This is a genomic window from Nonomuraea sp. B1E8 (genome assembly GCF_039871515.1).
Classification (GTDB): Bacteria; Actinomycetota; Actinomycetes; order Streptosporangiales; family Streptosporangiaceae; genus Nonomuraea.
Map to the genome: position 1 here is coordinate 265,860 of NZ_JBDPLS010000002.1, position 21,334 is coordinate 287,193.

Genomic DNA, 21,334 nt, shown 5'->3' on the forward strand with positions numbered 1-21,334 from the left:
CTCGATCGCGCCCGGCAGGCTGCCCTGGAACTCCGCTCTAGAAACCCGGCCTCGAACGCGGTCCTCGGCAGCCGGATCCGAATCTTGTCAGGTTCCCAGTCATCTGCGAGATTGCAGGGTATTTGGGTCAATTATCCCGGAGGTCACGCGTGTCACAATTACGCCCGGCCCTCGTCGCCGTCGCCCTCACCCTGGCGATCGCGACCCCGGCCCAGGCGGCCGCCGCCCCTGCGATCATCGTCGAGAACGGCCGCACGCAACCGGTCTTCTCCTATGCGGACGCCGTCCGCGAGCACGTGTACGTCGAATCCACCGTCGACAGCGACCAGGACGGCGCCCTCGACAAGGTCCGTGTGGACATCATCAGGCCCAAGGAGTCCGGCCCCGGGCTCAAGGTGCCGGTGATCATCGACGAGAGCCCGTACTACGACAATTCCGGCCGTGGCAACGAGGGAGAGCGCAAGGAATACGACGAAGCCGGAAATGTCGTCAAGTTTCCGCTCTTCTACGACAACTATTTCGTCCCCCGCGGCTACGCCGTCCTCAACGTCGACATGCTGGGCACCACCCGGTCCGAGGGTTGCCCCGACATCGGCGGCAGAGCCGACGTGCTCGGAGGCAAGGCCGTCATCGACTGGCTGAACGGCCGCGCCAAGGCGTTCAGGGCCGACGGAACCCCGGCCGTGGCCGACTGGACGACGGGCAAGTCGGCCATGATCGGCAAGTCGTACGACGGCACCCTCGCCAACGCCGTCGCGGCCACCGGCGTGGAGGGCCTGGAGACGATCGTGCCCATCTCGGCGATCAGCTCCTGGTACAAGTACCAGCGCTCCAACGGCGTCGTCTACAACTACGACTACGCCTCCTGGCTGGCCGGCTACATCGACACCGACCCCGCCGCCAAGTGCCAGGCCGTCCGCGACCGGATGGACGCCGAGGACGGCGACGACACCGGGAACCACAACCGGTTCTGGGCCGAGCGAGACTACATCGACGGCCTGCTCGGCGACGTCTCCAAGGTCAGGGCCAGCGTCTTCGTCGTCCACACGGTCAACGACCTCAACGTCAAGCCCGACAACTTCTCCGCCTGGTGGAAGGCGCTGGCCGACAGGAACGTGCCGCGCAAGATCTGGGTCGGCCAGACCCAGCACGTGGACCCGTTCGACTTCGAGGGCCGCAGGACCCTGTGGGTGGAGACGCTGCACCGCTGGTTCGACCACTGGCTGCACGGCGTCCGCAACGGCATCACCCGCGAACCCCGCGCCGACGTCGAGATCGGCCCGGCGCGGTGGATCACCCAGCGCGACTGGCCGGCCCCGTACGCGGTCAAGGCGTCGCTACGGCCCGCGCCCGACGGCACGCTCGGGCTCAAGCCCGCCCCCAGGAAGAGCACCGCCTCCTTCACCGACGTCGCCATGAGCGAGAACGACATGGTGGCCGGGATCGGCACGGCGAACCCGGGGCGGGTGGCGTTCACCACCGGCCCGCTCCCGCTCGACCTGCGCCTGTCCGGCACGCCCACCGCCGACCTGCGGGTCAAGCTGGACAAGCCCACCTCCAACCTGACCGCCCTGCTCGTCGACTTCGGCGAGGCGACCCGCGTCGACTGGATGCGCGGCCAGGGCATCACCACGCTCACCGAGGAGGACTGCCACGGCGAGAGCACCGCGGCCGACGACGCCTGCTACCGCAAGACCGTCACGAACGTGGCCACCCGGCCGCTCGAGATCGTCGCCCGCGGCTGGATCGACGTGCAGAACCGCGACTCGCTCAGCCACGCCGAGCCGCTGCCCGCCGGCGAGTACGGGACGGTGAAGTGGCTGACGCTGCCGCAGGACTACACGTTCAGGAAGGGCCACAGGATCGGCCTGGTGATCGCCGGGACCGACGCGACCTTCAGCGGGGAGACCGGCACCGGCGCCAACGTCACCGTCGACCTGGCGGGCAGCCGCGTCGTCGTGCCGTTCGTGCTCGGAACGCCGCTGACCGACGTGCCGAAGGACACCACCAGGTTCCGCGGTCCTGAGCGGGTGGACCTGCCGGAGCCCGAGCCCGGGTTCCACTTCTTCTAACCGCCCGACCGGCCTTGGGCTCCGCCGGGAGCCCAAGGCCCCCTATGTCCCGGGGCCGTGCGGCGCCGCGAGCCGTACATCCGACTGCGCGGCGGCCTTGGTGATCACCGCCTGCTGCCCGCCCGCGTTCATGAGCGCCCAGACCAGCCCCGCCGCCAGCAGGCCGACGCCGAGGAGCAGCGCGAGCCTGACCACGGTCCTGACCGGCGCGCCCGCATCGGGGTCGTCGTCCTCAGGCCGGTCCCGCCAGAACTCCTGGGCGCCGTCCCTGGCAGGTCCGCCGCCGAAGCCGTTCGCACGACCGTTCACGTGACCGTTCGGGGAGCCGTTCACGTGACCGTTCGCCCGGCCGTTCGCGCGGCCGTTCAGGGGGCCGTGCACGGCGCCGTTCAGGGGGATCCCGCCGTACCTGACGATCGTGCCGTCGCCGTGCGACGACCCGTTGCTGTCGCCCTTGATGACGGCGCTGTAGACCAGCTTGTCGTCGCCCGCGCCGCCGCGGAAGGCCCGCGTGCGGCTCGGCGGCGTGAACGGGTGCCGCCCGCGCACGGCGGGAGCGGCGGGAGGCTCCTGGTCGGCGGCGGCCGCGCCCGCCGCCGACCAGGGCTTTCCCGAAGTCGCCGTCGTGGGGTCGGCGACTGGGACGGATGGCGTGGCGTCGGCGACCGGGGGAGACGGCGCGGAGCCGGACTCCACCAGTGTGCGGGCCTGCACAGGAAAGCCGTCCGCCCGCCAGATAGGCCCCTCGCCGGGCAGCGGCTGCGCCGACGCCAGCCGGCTGGGAAGTGTGCCGGGCAGTGCCGCGATCGGCAGGCGGCGCAGCAGCGCCGCCGCCGTCACGGTCCTGGGCGCGGCCCGGCAGGTCGCACAGGACTGGATGTGGCGGCCGATCCTGGCCCTGGCGCGCCGGCCGGGCGCGCTGACCCAGTCCGCCACCCGTGACGTCAGATCGGGGCAGCCGTCGGGGGCCCGCGCGGCGATGATCGCGGCGAACCACTCCTCCAGGCCGGCCGCGGCCTCGGTGACGGTGGCGCGCACCTCGCTCTGGCCCATCTCGAAGAGCACGGCCAGCTCGGTGTCCGACAGGCCGTGCCGTACGGACAGGTCCAGCAGCTCGCGCTGCGGCCGTTCCAGGGAGAGCAGCGCCTCGGGCAGCAGCTCGGACATGCGGCCGGGACGCGACCACGAGCCGATGCTGGCCGGCTTGGCGACCACCGCGCGGTGCGCGCGGGCCACCGCGTACAACCAGGGGCGGCGCAGGCCGGGATCGCCCACGCGGTCCGCGTACAGGTGCGCCGTCAGCGCCGCGCCCGCGACCGCCTGCTCGGCGTCGCCCGCGGCGAGCTCGGTGCGGCAGTAGTCGTAGAGACGGGCTCCGTGCTTGTCGCACAGGTCGCGAACGGCCTGGCGCGCGTCGTCAGACAGGGTTCGCCACATCCGGTGTCACACCTCCTCGGTCGGTACGCGGGAGCACGAGGTCACGGGGCCTGCTCATGTCCTCCCGGCGGAGTTGGGGACCGTGTCCAGCAGCGAGGCCTGCGCCAGGTAGGCGCGGGTCGCCTCCGGGTCGCCGGCGATGGCCCGCAACCCCGCCATGGCCGCCTCGAGCCTGGCGCTGTCGTGCTCCCGCACGCCCGCCGGCCGGGTCTGCCCGCGGGGGACCACCCGCTGCAGCAGCACCGAACGCCGCCGCCACGCCCACGCCTCCAGCGCGGCGGGCTGGGCGAAGCCGCCGATCACCGCCGCGATCACCTGGCCGAGCTCGACGGCGTCGTGGATGCCCGCGTTCATGTTGAGCCCGCCGACCGTCGAGGTCAGGTGCGCGGAGTCGCCCACGAACAACACCCGCCCGCACCGGTACGAGGTCAGCACCCCCCGCGAAAGGGCGAACCGGTCGGCGCCCGTCACGCGGATGGGCTCGCCGGCGCCCGGCAGCGCCCGCCGGACCAGCAGGCCCAGGTTGGCCTGCGACAGCGGCTCGTGCGTGTCACAGGGGATCTTGAAGATGATCCGCCAGTGGTCGGGCAGCCCGAGCAGGGTGCACGACTGCTGCACATCGCGTACGTACGTCAGCGGCGCCAGGCTCGGCAGCAGCCGGTCGAGCGGCGAGTCGGTGAACACCCGCAGCGCCTGCGTCGGATACGCGGACCTGGGGAACGGCAGCCCCAGCGAGCTGCGCACCGTGCTGTGCGCGCCGTCGGCGGCGATCATGTACCGGGCCCGCGTCCAGGTGTGGCCGACGCGGACCCGGATCCCTGTTCCGCCCTCCGCCACACCGTCCACGCGGGTGCCGAACCTCACGTCCACGTCCGGGTGGACGCTGAGGGCGGAGAGCAGCAACCGGGTCAGTGAAGCCTGGTCGGCGTGGATCCTGAACGGGTGCCTGGTCAGGCCGTCCAGCCGGTTCATGCCCATCTCGGCCAGCACGATCCCGGACCGGTCGCGCCACTGAACGCGGTCGACGACGCGGCCCTCGGCGACCAGCCGGGAGGCCACGCCGAGGCCGTCGAGCAGGTCGAGCGTGGCCGGATGGAAGGTGCACGCCCGTGGTTGCCTGCTGAGCTCGTTCTGGCCCTCCAGCACGGTGACCGGGATGCCCGCCCGGGCCAGCGACAGGGCCGCGGTCAGCCCGGCGGGGCCCGCGCCGACCACGATGACGCCGTTCATGCCATGCCTCCCACGCGCGCCCCGTTCGAGGCGGCCATGTGGCGGCGGTAGGGCACGCGGCTGAGCGTCACCGGCCGGCCGATGGCCCGCGACAGCGCCCACCAGGCCGTGCAGAGGTTGGAGGTCAGCAGGACGCGGTCGTTGCCGGTGCTGAGCGGCCCCAGCACGGGCAGCGTGGCCGTTCCCGAGCCGGTGAACAGCAGCGCGGCGTCACCGGGCAGGTCCGCCAGCTCGACCTGCCTGATCAGCTCGGCCGGTGTCACGGTGTACGGCGAGTAGCCGCCCCCCGCGCGGACCTGCACCACCTGGGTGACGGTGAGCCCGGCCTTCTTCCAGAACCGCTCGGCCAGCTCCGTCAGCCACGGCTGGTACGGCGAGACCAGGACGATGTCGCTCACCATGAGGTGCTCCATCGCCTCCCGCGCCGCCAGCGTGGCGGAGGCGAACGGCACTCCCGTCCTGGCCGTCAGCTCGGCGCACTGCTCGCGGTCGCGGTCGGGATCGAGCAGGTAGCGCGGCTCGCTGCAGGCCATGACCATCGCGCTCAGCGGCAGGCCGTCGAAGGCGTGCACCATGGCGGGCAGGGCCTCGTTGTAGCCCTCCAGCCGCTCGGCCAGGGCGGGCCCCGGGCGCCCCGCGGAAAGCGGGCGCCGGGCCGCCGGGATCGGGTGGTGTACGGGGAAGCGGGTGACGTGCATGTCGGCACGCGACCCGAGCAGGCGGGTCAGCTCGGGCTCCGCGGAGGGGTTCGCGGGCGCCACGATCACCCCGACCCTGCCGCGGCTCACTGCACCCCCCCGCGACGTGCGGGTCCGGGGGCGAGGACGGTGCGCATGGGGTTCCTCCTGCGAGGGGAAGGCGGGAAGGTCACTGGGCGTGGTGCCTCAGCGCCTGGTCGATCTCGGTGATGGCCTGGACGGACACCTGCCGGATGCGGCGCAGCCGGTGCACGCTGCGCGCCGGTTCCGCCGGTGGCGGAACGTCGTCCTGGTCCTCGCCCCAGGACGGCGGCGCCGCGCCGGGCCGTACGCCCCGGGCGTGCACTTCGTGCGGCTGCGGCCTGCGCAGTTCATCGGTGAGCATGGTCGCTCCTGTCGGTCGCGGGTCGATGACCCTGTGAAGGGACATGCCGGGAATCTCGGCGGCGGTCCGGCCGCCGGCCGGCGCTCCGTACTCGCTCGGCGCGCGACCGGGTGAGGAGCCGGCGGCTGATCGCCGGCCCCTCTTCCGCCGCGCGTGGAGATCGAGGTTCGGTCTCACGGCCCGAAGCCACGGCGACCCGCACCAGCGCCGTGGCGGCGAGCAGGACGGCGGCCGGTGAAACGGCCACCCGCACGGAGGCGTGCCTGGGCGCCGGCCTCAGAAACGGCCGGTCGATCAGTACCGTGGCGCCCGTCACGCCGATCTCCCCACCCCGCACCGCCTCCGTGCCGGTGGCGGCGAGCGCGGTGGCTCGCCGGCGGTGCTCGGCGACCGGGGTCGCCGCTTCCGCCGGCAGGCCTGCCGCGTTCGCGCGGCCCCGGCGCGGGGTCGTGGGCGACCCCGCGCGCGGCACCGCGAACGCGCCCGCCTGGTCCGGCGGGTGCGACGTGTACCGACCCCAGGCGCAACCCCTCGATTTGACCAGCACGCCAGCCGCTACCGCGCTGGTCAACAGCACCGCGCCGACTAGGTCGGGCACGTGCCGCACGATGCCGGAGGGGCGAGGAAGCGCCGGGGCCGGCGCATATGTGCCTCTGACCGGCCGCCCACCGGTCGAGGCCTGCCGGGACGCGGTCGTGACGACCACCGCCGCGTCCTGGCAGTGACGGGGCGTGCCGGGCGCTGCCGCGCCCGGCCCGCCGGAAGGAACGGCCCGCCTCATCGGGCCGTTCCCGCGCTCAGGGCCCCATCAGGGACGCTGTTGGGAACGCTGACGCCGACCATGCGCTCCGTCAGGCCCGCCGTGGAGGAGCCGGAGTCACCTGATTCCCGTACGTGTGACCTGGCCGGCGCCGCACCGCCGGCCACGGTACGCGCGACCTTCGAGGCGAGCGCGAGATGCTCGCCGCAGCGCCGGGCCACCTTGGCCTCCAGTCCGGTCACCTGGGCGAGCCTGAGCCGTAGCGGTTCCAGCGACGAGCCGCGTTCGAGACCGTCGAGATCGGCCAGCCGGGCGGGCCAGCGCAGCGCGTCACCGCAACGGGCCTCCACCTCGCCGGGAAGCTCGTCGGCCGGGAATCCCTCGTGCCTGAGCCGCGTGGCGATCATGACGGCGGTGAACGCCGTTCTGTCGAAGTCGGCCAGCCGTCCCGCCAGGGCCGCCCGCAACATCCTGGCCCGGTGGCTCAGGCAGACCGCACTCCACCCGAGCAACAGCAGCCGATCAGGGCCCGTCTCCGTGTGCCAGCCGGCCAGCCGCAGCTCGCGGGCCATCCGGTGGTAGAAGCGCCAGCGGTGACGGGGACTGTCGAGCCAGACCTGGACGCCGCCGAGCGGCAGGCTCGCGACGTGCACGCCGGCACCGGCGACGCGCGCGCAGATGCGCTGGACGACCTGCTCTTGCCTGCTCGGGGCCGGATCCTCCTGGAACCAGGAACTGCCCGAGGAATCCATGGTCACGTCCGGCCACCTCCTCGTCGAGAACTTTCTCCAGAACCACTGGCTGTTAAGTCTCACTTTCCATACGCTGCGATAGTCTGCTGAAGAAGGGGGGTGTGTCAACTGACAGTTTGCGCATATGTTGATACCTCCCCGCTGGGCAGAGCTTGCCCACATGGCAGGGGACAGGGGGGTCCGCGTCCCTTACGCTGGATGAGTTCACGGGCGGTAGGAGGTGTGCCGTGGCGAACTTCGCCGAACGGCTCGATCTCGCGCTGACCAAGCGCGGCTTCACCGGCGCGCAGGTCGCCTCCACTCTGACGGAGGCGGGCATCCCGATCACGCGTGCCTATGTCAGCCAGTTGCGCACGGGCAAGCAGACCAACCCGACGCTCCAGGTGCTCAGGGCGCTCGCCTCCTGCCTGCAGGTGAGCGTCGGCTGGCTGGTGGGCGACGACTACGTCGAGTCGGGCAGCGTGGAGGAGCTCCAGGTGCGGGCGGCCACCATCGGCCGGTCCGTCTCGGGCCTGTCGGAGAGTTCGCTCGCCGTCCTGCACGGCGTGGTCGAGCTCGCCCGCAAGGCCGAGGGCCTGCCCGACGAGCCCGCGCCCGCCGCCGGCATCCCCGACGCGGCGGCGCCCCTGAGCGATCCGCAGCGCAGGGCGCTCGGCAGGCGTCTGCACGCCCTGCGCCAGGCCGCCGGGCTCTCCGTCGAGCAGGTGGAGACCGCGCTCGGCAAGGGCGCGGCCGCGATCCCCGCCATCGAGGAGGGTCGCATCGCGCCCGCGCCCATCACGGCCGAGCGCCTGCTCACCGTCTACGGCGTCACCGCCCCGCCCGTCCGCGACTACATGATGTCGCTGGCCAGGGGCGAACGCGGAACCGCCTGGTACGACGCGCACTCGGTGCCCGTCTGGCTGGCCGCCGCCTACGCGCTCGAACAGCGGGCCACGGTCATCCGCACCTACCACAACCAGTTCGTCCCGCCGCTGCTGATGGCCGACGACTACGCCAGGGCCGCGATCGCCGCGGCGGGGCCGGCGATCCTCGGGCAGCGGACGGTCGACGAGGCGCTCGCCCTCGTGCTGGCCCGCCAGGAGGCCATGGCCGGCGAGAGCGGCACCGTGGTGTGGGCGATCATCGACGAGAGCGTGCTGACCCGCTCCATCGCCGGGCCGCACGTCCAGCTCCGCCAGCTCGACCTGCTGCTCGACCACGCCAAGCGGCCCAACGTCTCGCTGCACGTCGTGCCGATGGACGACCCGGCCTACGTGCCGCGCACCGGACCGTTCACCATCTGGCGCTTCGCCGAGGAGTTCGAGGCCGACATCGCGTGCGCCCACGGCATCGAGTCCGACGAGCTGGTCACCGAGGGCGGGGCGGTCGAGACGTACCACCAGGCCTTCACCAAGCTGTCGGTGACGACGACCACCCGCGAAGAGACCTTCGAGGTGCTCAATTTCCATCGCGAACGGCTTTCGCGTTCGCTGGGAAACGATCTCTTTCCCGCGTAAATGATCATTACGCGCGAGGCGGGGTAACGCATATATACCGAAAACTAATGGCTTTTCGTGTTGTCATCTGCTCCGTAGCGAGGATCATATGGTGTGGGTCATCGAGTGGGGTCCGAAAGGACATCTTTTCCCGAGATAGTGGGCGAGGGGAAAGGGGCAACACTCAATGCGTCAGCGTGCCATCCGAAACCTGGCGAAGCTGGAGCTGACCCAAGCAAGGATCACCCGTATTCTCGACGCCGCAGCAGGTGGAAAGAACAACTTCGTGGCGGACCGCGACGCGGTACGCCGGTACGACCAGGCAGCCCCGATCACGACGACGGCCGCACGGGCCGTGCTCCACTATCTGTGCCGTGTGGTCCGTCATCTGGCGAGCGTGGGTGTGGACCAGTTCGTGATCGTCGGGAGTGGTGTCCCCAGCGGCCTGCCGCCCGGCAGGCAACTGCACGACATCGCCCGCGATGCCCTGGACGGCTCGGCGCCGCGTGTGGTGTACGTCGAGAACGACCCGATGGTGCTCGCCGGAGCGAGGGCGACCATCGAGCCCGTCACCGACCTCGTACGCGTTGTAGAGGGCGACGTGCGCGAGATCGACGACATCCTCGATGACAGGGTCCTGCAGACGTTCCTCGACTGGGACCGGCCCATGGCCGTGCTGCTGCTGTCGACCCACAGCCTGAACGACGACGAGTTCTTCCACTACGTGATCAAGCGGATCCGGCAGGCCGTTCCGGAACGGAGCTACCTGTCGCTGCTGCAGACCACGTTCGACGCGATCCCCCCGGAGTTGCTGCCCGCCATACACGACCTCTTGGCGATGACGCTTCCCGGGCACGCGATCCGTACAAGGGAGGAGGTTGAGGCGCTGCTCGAAGGCCTGGTGCTGGTGGATCCGGGGCTGGTGTGGGTCCCGGAATGGCGGCCGGACGGCCACGAGAGCGCCTGCGTCGACCAACCGAGTTCGTCCGGCACCTACGGCGCCGTGGCGCGCATCCCGTGAGCCCGGCCATGGAAACGGTTACGTCTCGGCGGCAGTCACGGAGGGTCCGGCCACTTCGCCGGCCGGACCCTTACCGGCCGGCGAGGCCGTCTCGACGCCGAACATCAGCACCGCGAGCACGGCGAGCACGAGGGGCACCGCCCCGAGCAGTGCCGTCGTGCCGATCGAGGGCGCCGCCGCGCCCGCGACCAGCACCGCCGTGACGGCGACGCCGCCGAACTTGCCGACCCCCGCCGACAGTCCGGAGCCGCGCGAACGTACCCGCGTCGGATAGATCTCCGCGCTGTAGGCGGCCAGCACCGCGGCGATCGTCGCCGTACCCACGATCGGCCCGGCCAGCACCAGGTAGAGCCAGGTCCGGTCGTGCGCCAGCGCCTCCCCGGAGAACGACAGCACCACCAGCGCCGCGGCCACCAGCGAGGAAAGGACGACGATCGTCTTCTTCGCGCTCCACAGCCCGTACATCGCGGCGGACACGAAGATCAGCGGCAGCCCCAGCAGCGTCGAGTCCCGCAGCGCCCGGTCCGCCGTCTGCTGGTCCAGGCCGAGCCGCTGCAGGTTCGACGGGATCCAGAGCTGGAAGCCGTACGTGACCAGGCCGATGCTGAGCCCCAGGATCACCATGGCGACGGTGAGCCCGGTGAAGGGACGGCGGAACAGCCGTGAGTAGCCGCCCTCGTGCTCGTCCTCGACCCGCTCCACTTCCCGGACCGAGGCGGTCGCGCCGTACCTGGCCATGATGGTGCGGGCCTCGGCGTCGCGGCCGTGCGCCAGCAGGAAGCGCGGCGACTCGGGGATGAAACGGTTGAGCAGGATCAGGACGACCCCGGTCGGCAGGCCGGCCAGCCACAGGACGCGCCATGAGTACTCGGGCACCAGCGTGGCCGACAGCCAGCTCGCCGCGAGATAGGCGATGGCCAGGTTGCCGCCGATCAGCACCATCACCCAGCCCTTGTGCCGGGGCGGGATGGCCTCGGCCAGCAGCGAGAACGCGATGGGCAACATGCCGCCCGCGCCCAGGCCCATGGCCGCGCACATGATGAGGTTCCACTCGAAGTCCGGCATCACGCCGCAGATGGCGGTGCCGATGAACAGCACGCCGGCGAACAGGATCGAGGGTTTGCGGCCGATCTTGTCGCCCATCCAGCCCCACAGCAGCGAGCCGAGCACCGTCCCCGTGAGCCCCGCCAGCGGCAGCAGCGCGACGGGCAGCTCGCCCGCGGGATTGAGCGCGGACTTGAGCCCGTACTCCTTGGCCATGCCGGGCGCGACGAAGCCGAGCGTGATCGGCTTCATGGCGTCGATCACCACGGCGAGGGACATGACCACGATGAGCCCGATGTGGGCGGGTCGCATCCGCGCGTCGTCGAGCGCGCGCACCCGCACCTCGCCGGCCGGCCTGGCGGCGAACGTACCCGGCGGAACCAGCCCGTAGGCGGTGACGGCGAGGCCCGCCACGATGAGGCCCATGCCGATCGTCATCGGCAGGTCCATCGGCATCCCGGCCAGCCGGTAGTGCATGTCCGCACCGTGCACGTACATCGGCAGATGCAGCACGACCCCCGCGACGGTGGCCAGGAAGCCCAGCCAGAAGTACAGCGGTCGAGCCAACTCGACGCCGCCCATGCCTTCCCCTCTCAAGTGATCACAGCAGACGGCCCCCGCGCAGCCGCCACTTGACGAACAGCACCCGCATCGGCCCGTTCACGAACAACCACTGGCCCAGCCAGACGAACCCGAACATCACGGCGAACCCCCATGCCGAGACCGGGCCCCCGACACCCGGGACCAGACCGCGATCGAGCAGCAGCCACATGAGCAGCCCTTCCGGCACGGCCGTGACCAGCCCGAACACCGTCGGCCAGTCCTTGTCCCAGCGGAACTGCATGAGCAGGTGGTAGAGCAGCTCCCAGCCGACGCCCACCACGGCGACCGCCAGCAGCACGAGATAGGCGTCCTTGACGGACATCGGCAGAATCGGCGTGATCAGCGCGGTCAGCACCGCTCCGACCGTGGCCAGCACGAACAGCCGGGTCTGCACGCGCCCGGCCAACGTGGGGATCAAGCGGGCCCCCTGTTCGCCGCCCACCTGAACCACTGGGCCGCCGACCTGACCGGCCCGAGCCCTTTGCAGAAGCCCCGTTCGGCCAGGTCGTCGGCGATGTCGAGGGCCGCGGTCTGCATACCGAGGAAACTGTCCACGGCCAGGAAGTGGTTGCCCGCGGTGGCCGCGCCCGAGGCGTAGAGCACGCCGTCTCCGCTCTGCCCGCCGACCACCTCGAAGTGCGGGCCCACCTGGAGCCGTCCGGCCTTGTTGGGCCGCGCGCCCCCGTGCTCGAGCAGGTCATCGAGCACCCGGTGCTCGGGCATGTCGGCCTCCAGCCCGGTGCAGTCGATGATGAAGTCGGACACGTACTGCATGCTCGCCGAGTTCGTGCTGCGGGTGTGGGTGACCAGCCGGCCGTCCGGCGCCCGCTCGATGCGGTCGACCACCGCCTGCATGGGGTGGTACCAGCTGCCCTGCCTGGCCACGCGGAGCTGCTCCTGCCAGCGGTCGAGCTTCGGCGTGGTGGTACCGGCGACCAGCGCGGCCAGCCGGGCGCGCCGCTCTGGCCCCGCCTTGCCGAACTGGGCCTTGAGCTGGCCGCCGAACGCCGACTTCGGCATCGTGAACGCCTGGTAGGCCCACCCGTCGCCGCCCTTGCGCCGCATGAACAGGTGCGGGCCATGCGCTCCCGTCACATAGGTGCGGAAAAGGTGCACGATCTGCGTATGGAGGCCGTACCGCTCCCTGTCGTCCATGAGCCGCTGCAGCACACGCGAGGCGACGATCCCGGCGCCGCGGACGACCACCACGCCGGGGCGCCTGGCGAGCTGGTCGTAGACGTGCTCGTGCGGCTCGTACGCGTTGACCACGCGATACCGCTCGCCCTGCCGCTGCCGGAACTCCTGGAGGTCGTCGAGGAACTTCAGCCCCGGATAGCCCACGGCCAGGTGCACGTACCGGGAGCGCAGCGCGACCCGCTTGGTCGGCCCGCTGCCGACGGGCGGCGTCAACACGGTGAAATAGCCGCCCTCCACACGTTTCCTGACCATGCGCACCTGGCCCTTGGCCAGCATCTCCCAGTAGCCGATGCGGTCGGCCTCGCGCCGCACACTCCGGGTCACGATCTCGGCCCTCGGGCTGTAGAAGTTGGTCATGAGGGGCTCGGTGAGCACCTGGAACAGCGGCTTGACCGAGCGGTCCTCCCACGCCTCCTGCACCGCGTACGAAGGGAAGCCCCAGATGTTGTCGGGACGGGCCCCGGCGTCGGAGCGGATGCGCTCGTGCGCGGGAAGCTGCGAGACGCGGGTCAGGTATTCCCAGGTCTGCCAGGGGGTGTCGCTGGTCGAGAGCACCCGGATGGCCGAGGTCGCGACGCCGCGGACGCGCAGCACGTCGACCAGCGTGAACGAGCCGAGCCCGCCGCCCACCGACACCAGCGGCATGTCATAGACAGGGATGCCGGCCGACCCCACCAGACTGTCGGTCCAGGCGGAGGAGCGCAACAACTCCGATGTGAGATCTCCCCGCGGCACGACGTAAAACTAACGTAAAAAACCGGTTCAGTCCCACCAGAAGGACCACGCGTGCCGGCCCAGGATCTGCTCGGCATAGCCCAGGAGGTCGCCCGGCCCCTGGACGACGTTGTCCGGGCAGAAGGCCCAGTGCTCCGCCGCCACGTGTAAGGCGTGCTCCGGGTCGTCCGGCGGCGCCGCCACGCTCAGGTCGAGCGTGTTGAACCCGACGCTGACCACGCGCGCCCCGAACCGGTCCTCCCAGCTGCGCACGACGGCAGCCAGCGGGACCATCCACTCGTTGTGGTGCAGCGCGCCCTGCCAGCCCATGACCGCCAGCGCGTCCGCTCCCCGGCCGGCGGCGACCAGGCCGAGCGGCATGCCCTTGGCCGCCAGCTCGCCCGCCAGCCAGTCGGCGACCGCCTCCGGCTCGGCCTTCAGCACGCCGGGCGCGGCCGGACCTGGACAGATGGCGCCGTACGGCTCCAGCTCGGCCAGCGCGTCCTTCGGCATCTGCGCCACCCACTCCTCCCACACCTCGGTCATGAACCCCTCGGCGGTGAAGTGATCGATCTGGCGGGGATCGTCCGGCACGACCTGCCCGACTGCCCACGGCTGCGCCGATTCGTCCAGCAACACCGGCCACAGGCCGCTGTGCGCGTGCCAGGCGCGCAGCAGCGCCCAGTCCTCGCCCGCCGCCGGTTCGTCGCTCATCCAGAACGCCGGCCGCGCGGCCTCGCCCTGCCGGGTGTAGCCGGGGTCGGGCCAGACCACGTCGCCAGGCGGCAGCCCGGTCGGCAGCCGTCGCCCCCCGCCGCCGTCGGCGAACAGCCTGCACAGCTCGCGTGGCAGCCGGTGATCGTCCATGCCCTACCGTTCCGATACCGAATCCTGTCTCGGAGATGGTAGTGCCGACCGTTACCCGAGCACCTTCGGCGGCGCCGGAAAAGTCATGGCTACTGGCCAGGGCGGCGCACACGGCACAATGAGGGACTGTGATCCCCTTCGCCGCTGTTCTGTCCGACCTCGACGGCGTGCTGCGCCACTTCGACCACGCCGCCCAGGCCGACATCGAAGCCCGTTACGGCCTGCCCCTGATGAAGACGGCCTTCGATCCCGAGCTGATCATGCCGCCGACGCTCGGCCACGTCACCGAGACGCAGTGGGCGGAGTCGATCGCCGTGGCGCTCGGCGGCGACGAGCGGGCCCGCCAGGCCGTCGGCGAGTTCATGAAGATCCGCTTCTGGGTGGACGAGGAGGTCAGGGCGTTGCTGTCCAGGGCGCGGCAGGAGGTGCCCCTGGTCATCGTGACCAACGCCATGGACACCCTCGAACAGCACCTCGACCTGCTGGGGCTCACGGGCTTCGCCGACGACGTCGTGAGCAGCGCCAGGGTCGGCGTGGCCAAACCCGACCGGCGGATCTACGAGATCGCCGCGGAGCGCGCCGGGGCCGAGCCCGCCCGCTGCCTGTTCGTCGACGACCGGCTGCAGAACGTGGAGGCCGCCAGGGCGCTCGGCATGACCGCCGTGCACTACCGCACCTACCAGGACCTCGCGGCCGTGCTGGGCTGAGGCGCCGGCCGCCCCGCGCGACCGGCCGGACAGGGCCGCTTCCGCGTACGCCGGCGGGCCGCGTGACCGGCAAGGCAAGGCCGTTCCCGCTTACGCCGGCTGGCCGCGTGACCGGCCGGGGCGGCGCCCCCACCCGGGCCGGGCGAGCTACGCGACCGGCCAGGCGGGGGCGGGGAAGGGAGCGCCCGGTCAGTACCCGCCGTACGGGCTCTTGGAGGACGGGGTGGAAGGCTTGCCCGACGAGCCCTTCGACGGGCCGTTCGAGGGCGCCGACGAGGACACCTTCGTGCCCTGCGGCGCGATCACGCCGATCAGGCCGTGCTTGGCGCCGTCGATGCCGGCGGAGAACCACAGGGCCTTCTCGCCGCCGGTGGCCGCGGTGCCGGGTTCGAGGTCCCACAGGCCGGGCAGCACGATCGGCTTGCCGTTCGACAGGCGAAGGGAGCCCAGGTGACGGCCGCTCTTGTAGGCGTGCACGGTCCCGTCGCCGAAGTTGCCGACCAGCAGCGCTCCAGCGTACTGTCCCCAGCCCTTCGGCGCGGCGGTCAGCCCCCAGGGAGCGTTCAGCCCGACCCGGGAGATGCGCCCGGTGAGGCGCCCGTTGCCGTCGAAGCGGCTCACGAAGCCCTTCCCGTCGCCGAACACCGGCTTGCCCGTGGTCTTGTCGCGCAGGGCGTAGGCCACCCACACGTTGCCGTTGACGACCGCGACGTTGTAGGGCTTGTAGGTCGAGGGGATCGCCTTGTCCCTGAACTGCCAGCGCGACAGCCGGATGCGCTCGAAGTCCTCGTCGAAGGCGTGGATGCGCCCACCGGCGAAGTCGGCGGCCAGCAGGAAGGCGCCGTCGTCGGTCTCGACCAGCTCCAGCCCCTTGTAGTCGGCGCCGCGGGTGAAAGCCGCGATGATCGCGTTGCCCGGGTCGGCCTCCGCGTTCCAGCCGGTGATGGCGCCGCTCGGGCTGGAGAAGATGAACGTGGCCGGCCTGCCCTTCACGGTGAAGCCGTCGCCGGGGTTGAACACCTGGCCCGTCGGGGCTCCGCCCGGAATGGCCACCTCGGTCTTCTCCTTCTTGCCCGTGCCGGAATAGACGGTGGCGCTGCCGGTGCCGGTGTTGGACACCCACAGAGTCTTGCCCATGGCCAGGCCCCACGGGTTGACGACCTTGGGGTCGGTGACAGGGGCTTTGCCCTTGACGTCCGACACAAGGTTGATGATGTCGAAACGCGTCCTGGTGGTGGCGTGTGCGGGAGTGGTGAGAGTCGCTCCCAGAACGACCGCAACAGCGCAGAGTGTGATGATGCGTGGCCGCATCCGTTGCCTCCTAGTTAGCGCTTGTGACGCGAGATACGCGGGGGGCGGGGAGCGGGTTCAGTCAGGTCCGGAAATGGCGGCGCGGGAGTTTTCCCGCATCGCGCGGGGAGAGGAAAAGCATGAACGTGTTGGGCATCGATATCGGCGGTTCGGGAATCAAGGGCGCGCCCGTCGACACGAAAGCCGGCAAGCTGACGGAGGAGCGTCTGCGCATTCCGACGCCCCAGCCCTCCAAGCCCGACGAGGTGGCCGAGGCGGTCGCGTCGATCATCAAGCATTTCGGCTGGAGCGGCCCCGTCGGCATCACCTTTCCCGGCGTGGTCGTGGACGGCGTCGTCCTGACGGCCGCCAACGTCGACCGTTCGTGGGAGGGGGTCGACGCGGCCGCGCTCTTCGGCGGGGCCACCGTGCTGAACGACGCAGACGCGGCGGGCATGGCGGAGATGACGTTCGGCAAGGGCAAGGGGCAGCGGGGGACCGTGCTCGTCCTGACCTTCGGGACGGGCATCGGCAGCGCGCTGTTCACCGACGGGCGGCTCGTCCGCAACACCGAGTTCGGGCACCTGCGGCTGCGCGGCAAGGACGCCGAGCACCGGGCGTCGGCGCGGGTCAGGGAGGAGCGGGACCTCAGCTGGAAGGCGTGGGCCGGGCGGGTGGAGGAATATCTCCGATACGTCGAGATGCTGTTCACGCCCTCGCTGATCGTGATCGGCGGGGGTGTGAGCAAGAAGGCCGACAAGTTCCTTCCGCACATCCACCTCGACACTCCCGTGGTGCCCGCCGCCCTCCGCAACGAGGCGGGCATCATCGGCGCCGCCCGCGCCGCCGCGTCCCGCTGACCGGCCTCGTGTCCGCCGCCGAGCCGATCCCGTTCGCCGTGCGCGAGCCGCTGCCCGGCGTCGACCTGCCGCAGCGGCCCACGATCGTGAGGCACACCGGGATATTGGGATGCGCGGGCCGGCCTGGTCGGGCACCATGGGCGGTTGGCTCCGGGGACGCGGGGCTCCAAATATCCTTGAAAGCAGTATGGGAACGTCTTCGTTGTCCTCTCCACTCGCCGACCTCCAGTCCCGCCTGCCCGACCTCATGCCCCGCGATCAGCGGCGGCTGCGGCGCAGGCTCGACGGCATGCGCCGGGTGCGCTCGCGGGACGCCCGCGACAAGATCGTCGCGGAGATCCTCTCCGACGTGGAGCGAGCCGAGCAACGGCTGGTACGCCGCCGCGAAGCCGTACCGAAAGTCACCTATCCGGAGAACCTGCCGGTCTCCCAGCGCAAGGACGACATCCTCGCGGCCATCCGCGACCACCAGGTCGTGATCATCGCGGGGGAGACCGGCTCCGGCAAGACCACCCAGATCCCCAAGATCTGTCTAGAGCTGGGGCGGGGCGTGCGCGGGCTGATCGGCCACACCCAGCCCCGCCGCATCGCCGCCCGCACGGTCGCCGAGCGCATCGCCGAGGAGCTCGGCACAGGCGACGGCCAGAAGCTCGGCGACGTGGTCGGCTACAAAGTCCGCTTCACCGACCAGGCCGGTGACCGCACCCTGGTCAAGCTGATGACCGACGGCATCCTCCTGGCCGAGCTGCAAAACGACCGCATGCTCGACCAGTACGACACCCTCATCATCGACGAGGCCCACGAACGCAGCCTCAACATCGACTTCATCCTCGGCTACCTGAAACAGCTCCTGCCCAAGCGCCCCGACCTCAAGGTCGTCATCACCAGCGCGACGATCGACCCCGAGCGGTTCTCCCGCCACTTCGACGACGCGCCGATCATCGAGGTGTCCGGCCGCACCTACCCGGTCGAGGTGCGCTACCGCCCGCTCGACGATGATGACGACCAGACGCAGGGCATCGTCGACGCCTGCAGAGAGCTGATCGGCGAGGGCCCCGGCGACATCCTGGTGTTCCTGTCGGGCGAGCGGGAGATCCGCGACGCCGCCGACGCCCTGGCCAAGGCGGAGTTTCGCAACACCGAGATTCTGCCGCTCTACGCCCGGCTGAGCGCCGCCGAGCAGCATCGTGTCTTCCAGCGCCACACCGGCCGCCGCGTCGTGCTGGCCACCAACGTGGCCGAGACCTCGCTCACGGTCCCCGGCATCAAATACGTCGTCGACCCCGGCTACGCCCGCATCTCCCGCTACAGCCACCGCACCAAGGTGCAGCGCCTGCCGATCGAGGCCATCTCGCAGGCCAGCGCCAACCAGCGCAAGGGCCGCTCAGGCCGCACCTCCGACGGCATCTGCATCCGCCTCTACGAGGAAGACGACTTCCTCAACCGGCCCGAGTTCACCGACCCCGAGATCCTGCGCACCAACCTCGCCTCGGTCATCCTGCAGATGACCTCGATCGGGCTGGGCGACATCGAGGCGTTCCCCTTCGTCGAGCCGCCAGACCGCCGCCAGGTGAAGGACGGCGTCAACCTGCTGCACGAGCTGGGCGCGTTCGACGCCCACGGCAAGCTCACGCCCATCGGCCGCAAGCTGGCCGGCCTGCCCGTCGACCCCCGGCTGGGCCGCATGGTGCTGGAGGCGGAGAAGAACGGCTGCCTGCGCGAGGTCATGGTGATCGCCGCCGCCCTGTCGATCCAGGACCCGCGCGAGCGGCCCTCCGACAAGCAGCAGCAGGCCGACGAGAAGCACCGCCGCTTCGCCGATCCCGAGTCGGACTTCATGGCCTACCTCAACCTCTGGCACTACCTGCGCGACAAGCAGAAGGAGCTGTCGTCCAGCGCGTTCCGGCGGTTGTGCAAGGCGGAGTTCCTCAACTACCTGAGGGTGCGCGAGTGGCAGGACATCTACAGCCAGCTCCGCCAGGCGCTCGGCGCCCAGCTCGGCAGCCGGGCCGCCGACCCCCAGCAGGTGCACGCGTCGCTGCTCGTCGGGCTCCTGTCGCACATCGGCGTCAAGGACGTCATGGAGAAGCGCGGCCAGGACGGCCGCAGGCCGATCCAGGAATACCTCGGCGCCCGCAACGCCCGCTTCGCCATCTTCCCCGGGTCGGCACTGGCCAAGAAGCAGCCGCAGTGGCTCATGTCGGCCGAGCTGGTCGAGACCTCCCGCCTGTGGGCGCGCGTCAATGCGAAGATCGAGCCGGGCTGGGTCGAGCCGCTCGCCCAGCACCTCGTCAAGCGCACCTACTCCGAGCCCCACTGGGAGAAGAACCAAGGCGCCGTCATCGCCCTGGAGAAGGTCACTCTCTACGGTGTGCCGCTGGTCGTCGGCCGCAAGGTCAACTACGGCCGCATCGACCCCGACCTGTCGCGCGAGCTGTTCATCAGGCACGCGCTCGTCGAGGGCGACTGGGACACCCACCATCGTTTCCTGAAGGACAACCGCCGGCTGCTCGGAGAGGTCGAGGAGCTGGAGAACCGCGCCAGGCGCCGCGACATCCTGGTGGACGACGAGGCGCTGTTCGACTTCTACGACCAGCGGGTGCCCGCTGACGTCGTCTCGGCCCGGCACTTCGACTCCTGGTGGAAGAAGGCCAGGCACGAGCAGCCCGACCTGCTCACGTTCTCGCCGGAGATGCTGGTCAACGAGGGCGCCGACGTCAGCACCCGCGACTATCCCGACACCTGGCGCCAGCTCGGGCAGCGCATGAAGCTGACCTATCGGTTCGCGCCGGGCCCGGATGAGGACGGTGCCGACGGCGTGACCGTGCACGTGCCGCTCCAGGTGCTCAACCAGGTCAGCTCCGACGGCTTCGACTGGCAGATCCCCGGCCTGCGCGAAGATCTGATCACCGCGCTGATCAGGTCGTTGCCGAAGAACCTGCGCCGTAACTTCGTGCCCGCCCCCAACTACGCCAGGCAGGTGCTGGAGGGCGTCAAGCCGGGCGGCGAGCCGCTGCTGGAGGCCGTGGAGCGCGAGCTGCTGCGCCTGACCGGCGTCCGGGTGCCGCGCGAGGCCTGGCAGCTCGACCAGGTGCCCGGCCATCTGCGCATCACCTACCGGGTGATCGACGAGCGCAGGCGCACGGTGGCCGAGGACAAAGACCTCGACGCGCTGAAGCGCCGCCTCGCGCCGCGCCTGCGCCAGACGCTCTCGCAGGCGGGCGACGACCTGGAGCAGACGGGCCTGCACACCTGGAGCTTCGGGACGTTGCCCAAGGTGTTCGAGCAGGGCCGGATGAAGGGTTATCCGGCGTTGGTCGACGCGGGCGACTCCGTCTCCATCAAGATCTTCGAGACGGAGGTGGAGCAGCGCCGCTCCCACTGGCCCGGGGTGCGCCGCCTGCTCCTGCTCAACGTCACCAACCCGGCCAAGTCGCTGCTCGGCGGCCTGTCCAACCAGGCCAAGCTGGCTCTGTCGCGCAGCCCGCACGGCGGGGCGGTGGCGTTGTTCGACGACGTGGTCGACACGGCCGTCGACAAGCTCATGCTCGACGCGGGCGGCCCGGCCTGGGACCCGGTGGCCTTCGACCGCCTCTACCAGCACGTGCGGGCCCACCTCTATGACACGTCGGCCGATGTGCTGGGGAAGGTGGAGCAGATCCTGAGCGTCTGGCACGCGGCGGGCGCCCGGCTCGACGCGCTGCAGCCGAGCGCGGCGACCGACGACGTGCGCGACCAGCTCGGCAGGCTCGTTCATCCGGGGTTCGTCACCGCCACGGGCTACCGGCGGCTGCCTGACGTCCTGCGCTATCTGCGCGCGATCGACCGCCGGCTCACGAAGCTCCCCGAGGATCCGTGGCGTGACCGGGAGTGGATGGATCGGGTGCACAAGGTGGAGGACGACTATCACGACCTGCGGCAGAAGCTCCACCCGGCCCGGCGCGGGGACCCTGACGTGGCGGAGATCGGGTGGATGATCGAGGAACTAAGGGTGAGCTTCTTCGCCCAGACGCTCGGCACCCCCACCCCGGTGTCGGAGAAACGCATCGCCAAGGCGATGGAGAAGCTCATGCCATGAGCACGCGCTGGCTCGCCCTCCGCCCACAACGGAGAGCAGCCGGAGTCACGCCGTTCTCGTCGCGCTCCGGTCCCATGGAAAAATCCCTTTGGTGCTGTCCGCGCTAGGCCTCACGCCCGGACATATGTGGTGAAACAGGGG

The 21,334-nt window shown here is 70.8% G+C and carries 17 protein-coding genes; 6 read left to right on the top strand and 11 right to left on the bottom strand.

Going from position 1 to position 21,334, the window contains the following annotated elements; translation table 11 throughout:
* Positions 1 to 149 precede the first annotated feature (149 nt).
* A complete protein-coding gene (locus ABGA98_RS10230; RefSeq protein ID WP_347617954.1) occupies positions 150 to 2,072 on the top strand; it encodes a Xaa-Pro dipeptidyl-peptidase in 1,923 nt (640 codons plus the stop codon).
* A gap of 42 nt (positions 2,073 to 2,114) precedes the next feature.
* Here the strand turns inward: ABGA98_RS10230 and ABGA98_RS10235 are convergent, their stop codons facing one another.
* The 6 genes from ABGA98_RS10235 to ABGA98_RS10260 all read right to left on the bottom strand — a co-directional run bounded on the left by ABGA98_RS10235 (position 2,115) and on the right by ABGA98_RS10260 (position 7,340).
* Complete coding sequence (locus tag ABGA98_RS10235) at positions 2,115 to 3,509, bottom strand: hypothetical protein (protein WP_347617955.1); 1,395 nt, start codon at positions 3,507 to 3,509, stop codon at positions 2,115 to 2,117.
* A 54-nt stretch (positions 3,510 to 3,563) separates the two neighbouring features.
* Positions 3,564 to 4,739, bottom strand: coding sequence for an NAD(P)/FAD-dependent oxidoreductase (locus tag ABGA98_RS10240; RefSeq protein ID WP_347617956.1), 1,176 nt, complete (start codon positions 4,737 to 4,739; stop codon positions 3,564 to 3,566).
* Complete coding sequence (locus tag ABGA98_RS10245) at positions 4,736 to 5,527, bottom strand: hypothetical protein (RefSeq protein WP_347617957.1); 792 nt, start codon at positions 5,525 to 5,527, stop codon at positions 4,736 to 4,738. Before ABGA98_RS10245 ends, ABGA98_RS10240 begins: the two co-directional genes overlap by 4 nt.
* A gap of 79 nt (positions 5,528 to 5,606) precedes the next feature.
* On the bottom strand, positions 5,607 to 5,822 hold the full coding sequence (locus tag ABGA98_RS10250) for a hypothetical protein (protein WP_347617958.1): 216 nt from the start codon (positions 5,820 to 5,822) through the stop codon (positions 5,607 to 5,609).
* Positions 5,809 to 6,420 (bottom strand): hypothetical protein, encoded by a 612-nt coding sequence (locus tag ABGA98_RS10255; protein WP_347617959.1) that lies wholly within the window; start codon positions 6,418 to 6,420, stop codon positions 5,809 to 5,811. Before ABGA98_RS10255 ends, ABGA98_RS10250 begins: the two co-directional genes overlap by 14 nt.
* 179 nt (positions 6,421 to 6,599) lie before the next feature.
* Positions 6,600 to 7,340, bottom strand: coding sequence for a hypothetical protein (locus ABGA98_RS10260; protein ID WP_347617960.1), 741 nt, complete (start codon positions 7,338 to 7,340; stop codon positions 6,600 to 6,602).
* A gap of 221 nt (positions 7,341 to 7,561) precedes the next feature.
* Between ABGA98_RS10260 and ABGA98_RS10265 the strand changes: the two genes are divergently transcribed.
* Together ABGA98_RS10265 and ABGA98_RS10270 are read left to right on the top strand one after the other, a co-directional pair.
* Positions 7,562 to 8,833: a Scr1 family TA system antitoxin-like transcriptional regulator gene (locus ABGA98_RS10265; protein ID WP_347617961.1), complete on the top strand. Its 1,272-nt coding sequence runs from the start codon at positions 7,562 to 7,564 to the stop codon at positions 8,831 to 8,833.
* Between the two features lie 166 nt (positions 8,834 to 8,999).
* Positions 9,000 to 9,833, top strand: a complete 834-nt coding sequence (locus tag ABGA98_RS10270) for an SAM-dependent methyltransferase (protein ID WP_132603089.1) — start codon at positions 9,000 to 9,002, stop codon at positions 9,831 to 9,833.
* Between the two features lie 18 nt (positions 9,834 to 9,851).
* Here ABGA98_RS10270 and ABGA98_RS10275 read toward each other — a convergent pair whose 3' ends face one another.
* Genes ABGA98_RS10275 through ABGA98_RS10290 form a run of 4 tightly spaced genes read right to left on the bottom strand, consistent with a single transcriptional unit; the run spans position 9,852 to position 14,258 of the window.
* Complete coding sequence (locus tag ABGA98_RS10275; protein ID WP_347617962.1) at positions 9,852 to 11,459, bottom strand: MFS transporter; 1,608 nt, start codon at positions 11,457 to 11,459, stop codon at positions 9,852 to 9,854.
* A 19-nt stretch (positions 11,460 to 11,478) separates the two neighbouring features.
* On the bottom strand, positions 11,479 to 11,898 hold the full coding sequence (locus tag ABGA98_RS10280; protein WP_347617963.1) for a hypothetical protein: 420 nt from the start codon (positions 11,896 to 11,898) through the stop codon (positions 11,479 to 11,481).
* Positions 11,895 to 13,412: a hypothetical protein gene (locus ABGA98_RS10285; RefSeq protein WP_347617964.1), complete on the bottom strand. Its 1,518-nt coding sequence runs from the start codon at positions 13,410 to 13,412 to the stop codon at positions 11,895 to 11,897. Before ABGA98_RS10285 ends, ABGA98_RS10280 begins: the two co-directional genes overlap by 4 nt.
* Positions 13,413 to 13,439: 27 nt before the next feature.
* Positions 13,440 to 14,258 carry a DUF4253 domain-containing protein gene (locus ABGA98_RS10290; protein WP_347617965.1) on the bottom strand — a complete coding sequence of 273 codons (819 nt, stop codon included), beginning with the start codon at positions 14,256 to 14,258 and terminating at the stop codon, positions 13,440 to 13,442.
* Positions 14,259 to 14,386: 128 nt separating this feature from the next.
* Here ABGA98_RS10290 and ABGA98_RS10295 point away from each other — a divergent pair, with 128 nt between their 5' ends.
* Positions 14,387 to 14,965: an HAD-IA family hydrolase gene (locus ABGA98_RS10295; RefSeq protein ID WP_347617966.1), complete on the top strand. Its 579-nt coding sequence runs from the start codon at positions 14,387 to 14,389 to the stop codon at positions 14,963 to 14,965.
* A 189-nt stretch (positions 14,966 to 15,154) separates the two neighbouring features.
* Here ABGA98_RS10295 and ABGA98_RS10300 read toward each other — a convergent pair whose 3' ends face one another.
* Positions 15,155 to 16,168, bottom strand: a complete 1,014-nt coding sequence (locus ABGA98_RS10300; RefSeq protein ID WP_347617967.1) for a TIGR03118 family protein — start codon at positions 16,166 to 16,168, stop codon at positions 15,155 to 15,157.
* A 227-nt stretch (positions 16,169 to 16,395) separates the two neighbouring features.
* Here ABGA98_RS10300 and ppgK point away from each other — a divergent pair, with 227 nt between their 5' ends.
* Positions 16,396 to 17,115, top strand: coding sequence for a polyphosphate--glucose phosphotransferase (gene ppgK / locus ABGA98_RS10305; RefSeq protein WP_347617968.1), 720 nt, complete (start codon positions 16,396 to 16,398; stop codon positions 17,113 to 17,115).
* 187 nt (positions 17,116 to 17,302) lie between these two features.
* The gene (gene hrpA / locus ABGA98_RS10310; RefSeq protein ID WP_347617969.1) at positions 17,303 to 21,193 is read left to right on the top strand and encodes an ATP-dependent RNA helicase HrpA; all 3,891 of its coding nucleotides are present in this window, start codon (positions 17,303 to 17,305) and stop codon (positions 21,191 to 21,193) included.
* Positions 21,194 to 21,334 lie beyond the last annotated feature (141 nt).

Excerpts from the sequence above, each read along its gene's own strand:
- ABGA98_RS10235 (WP_347617955.1), bottom strand. The coding sequence starts at position 3,509 with ATGTGGCGAACCCTGTCTGACGACGCGCGCCAGGCCGTTCGCGACCTG.
- ABGA98_RS10240 (WP_347617956.1), bottom strand. The coding sequence starts at position 4,739 with ATGAACGGCGTCATCGTGGTCGGCGCGGGCCCCGCCGGGCTGACCGCG.
- ABGA98_RS10250 (WP_347617958.1), bottom strand. The coding sequence starts at position 5,822 with ATGCTCACCGATGAACTGCGCAGGCCGCAGCCGCACGAAGTGCACGCC.
- ABGA98_RS10270 (WP_132603089.1), top strand. The coding sequence starts at position 9,000 with ATGCGTCAGCGTGCCATCCGAAACCTGGCGAAGCTGGAGCTGACCCAA.
- ABGA98_RS10275 (WP_347617962.1), bottom strand. The coding sequence starts at position 11,459 with ATGGGCGGCGTCGAGTTGGCTCGACCGCTGTACTTCTGGCTGGGCTTC.
- ABGA98_RS10290 (WP_347617965.1), bottom strand. The coding sequence starts at position 14,258 with ATGGACGATCACCGGCTGCCACGCGAGCTGTGCAGGCTGTTCGCCGAC.
- ppgK (WP_347617968.1), top strand. The coding sequence starts at position 16,396 with ATGAACGTGTTGGGCATCGATATCGGCGGTTCGGGAATCAAGGGCGCG.
- hrpA (WP_347617969.1), top strand. The coding sequence starts at position 17,303 with ATGGGAACGTCTTCGTTGTCCTCTCCACTCGCCGACCTCCAGTCCCGC.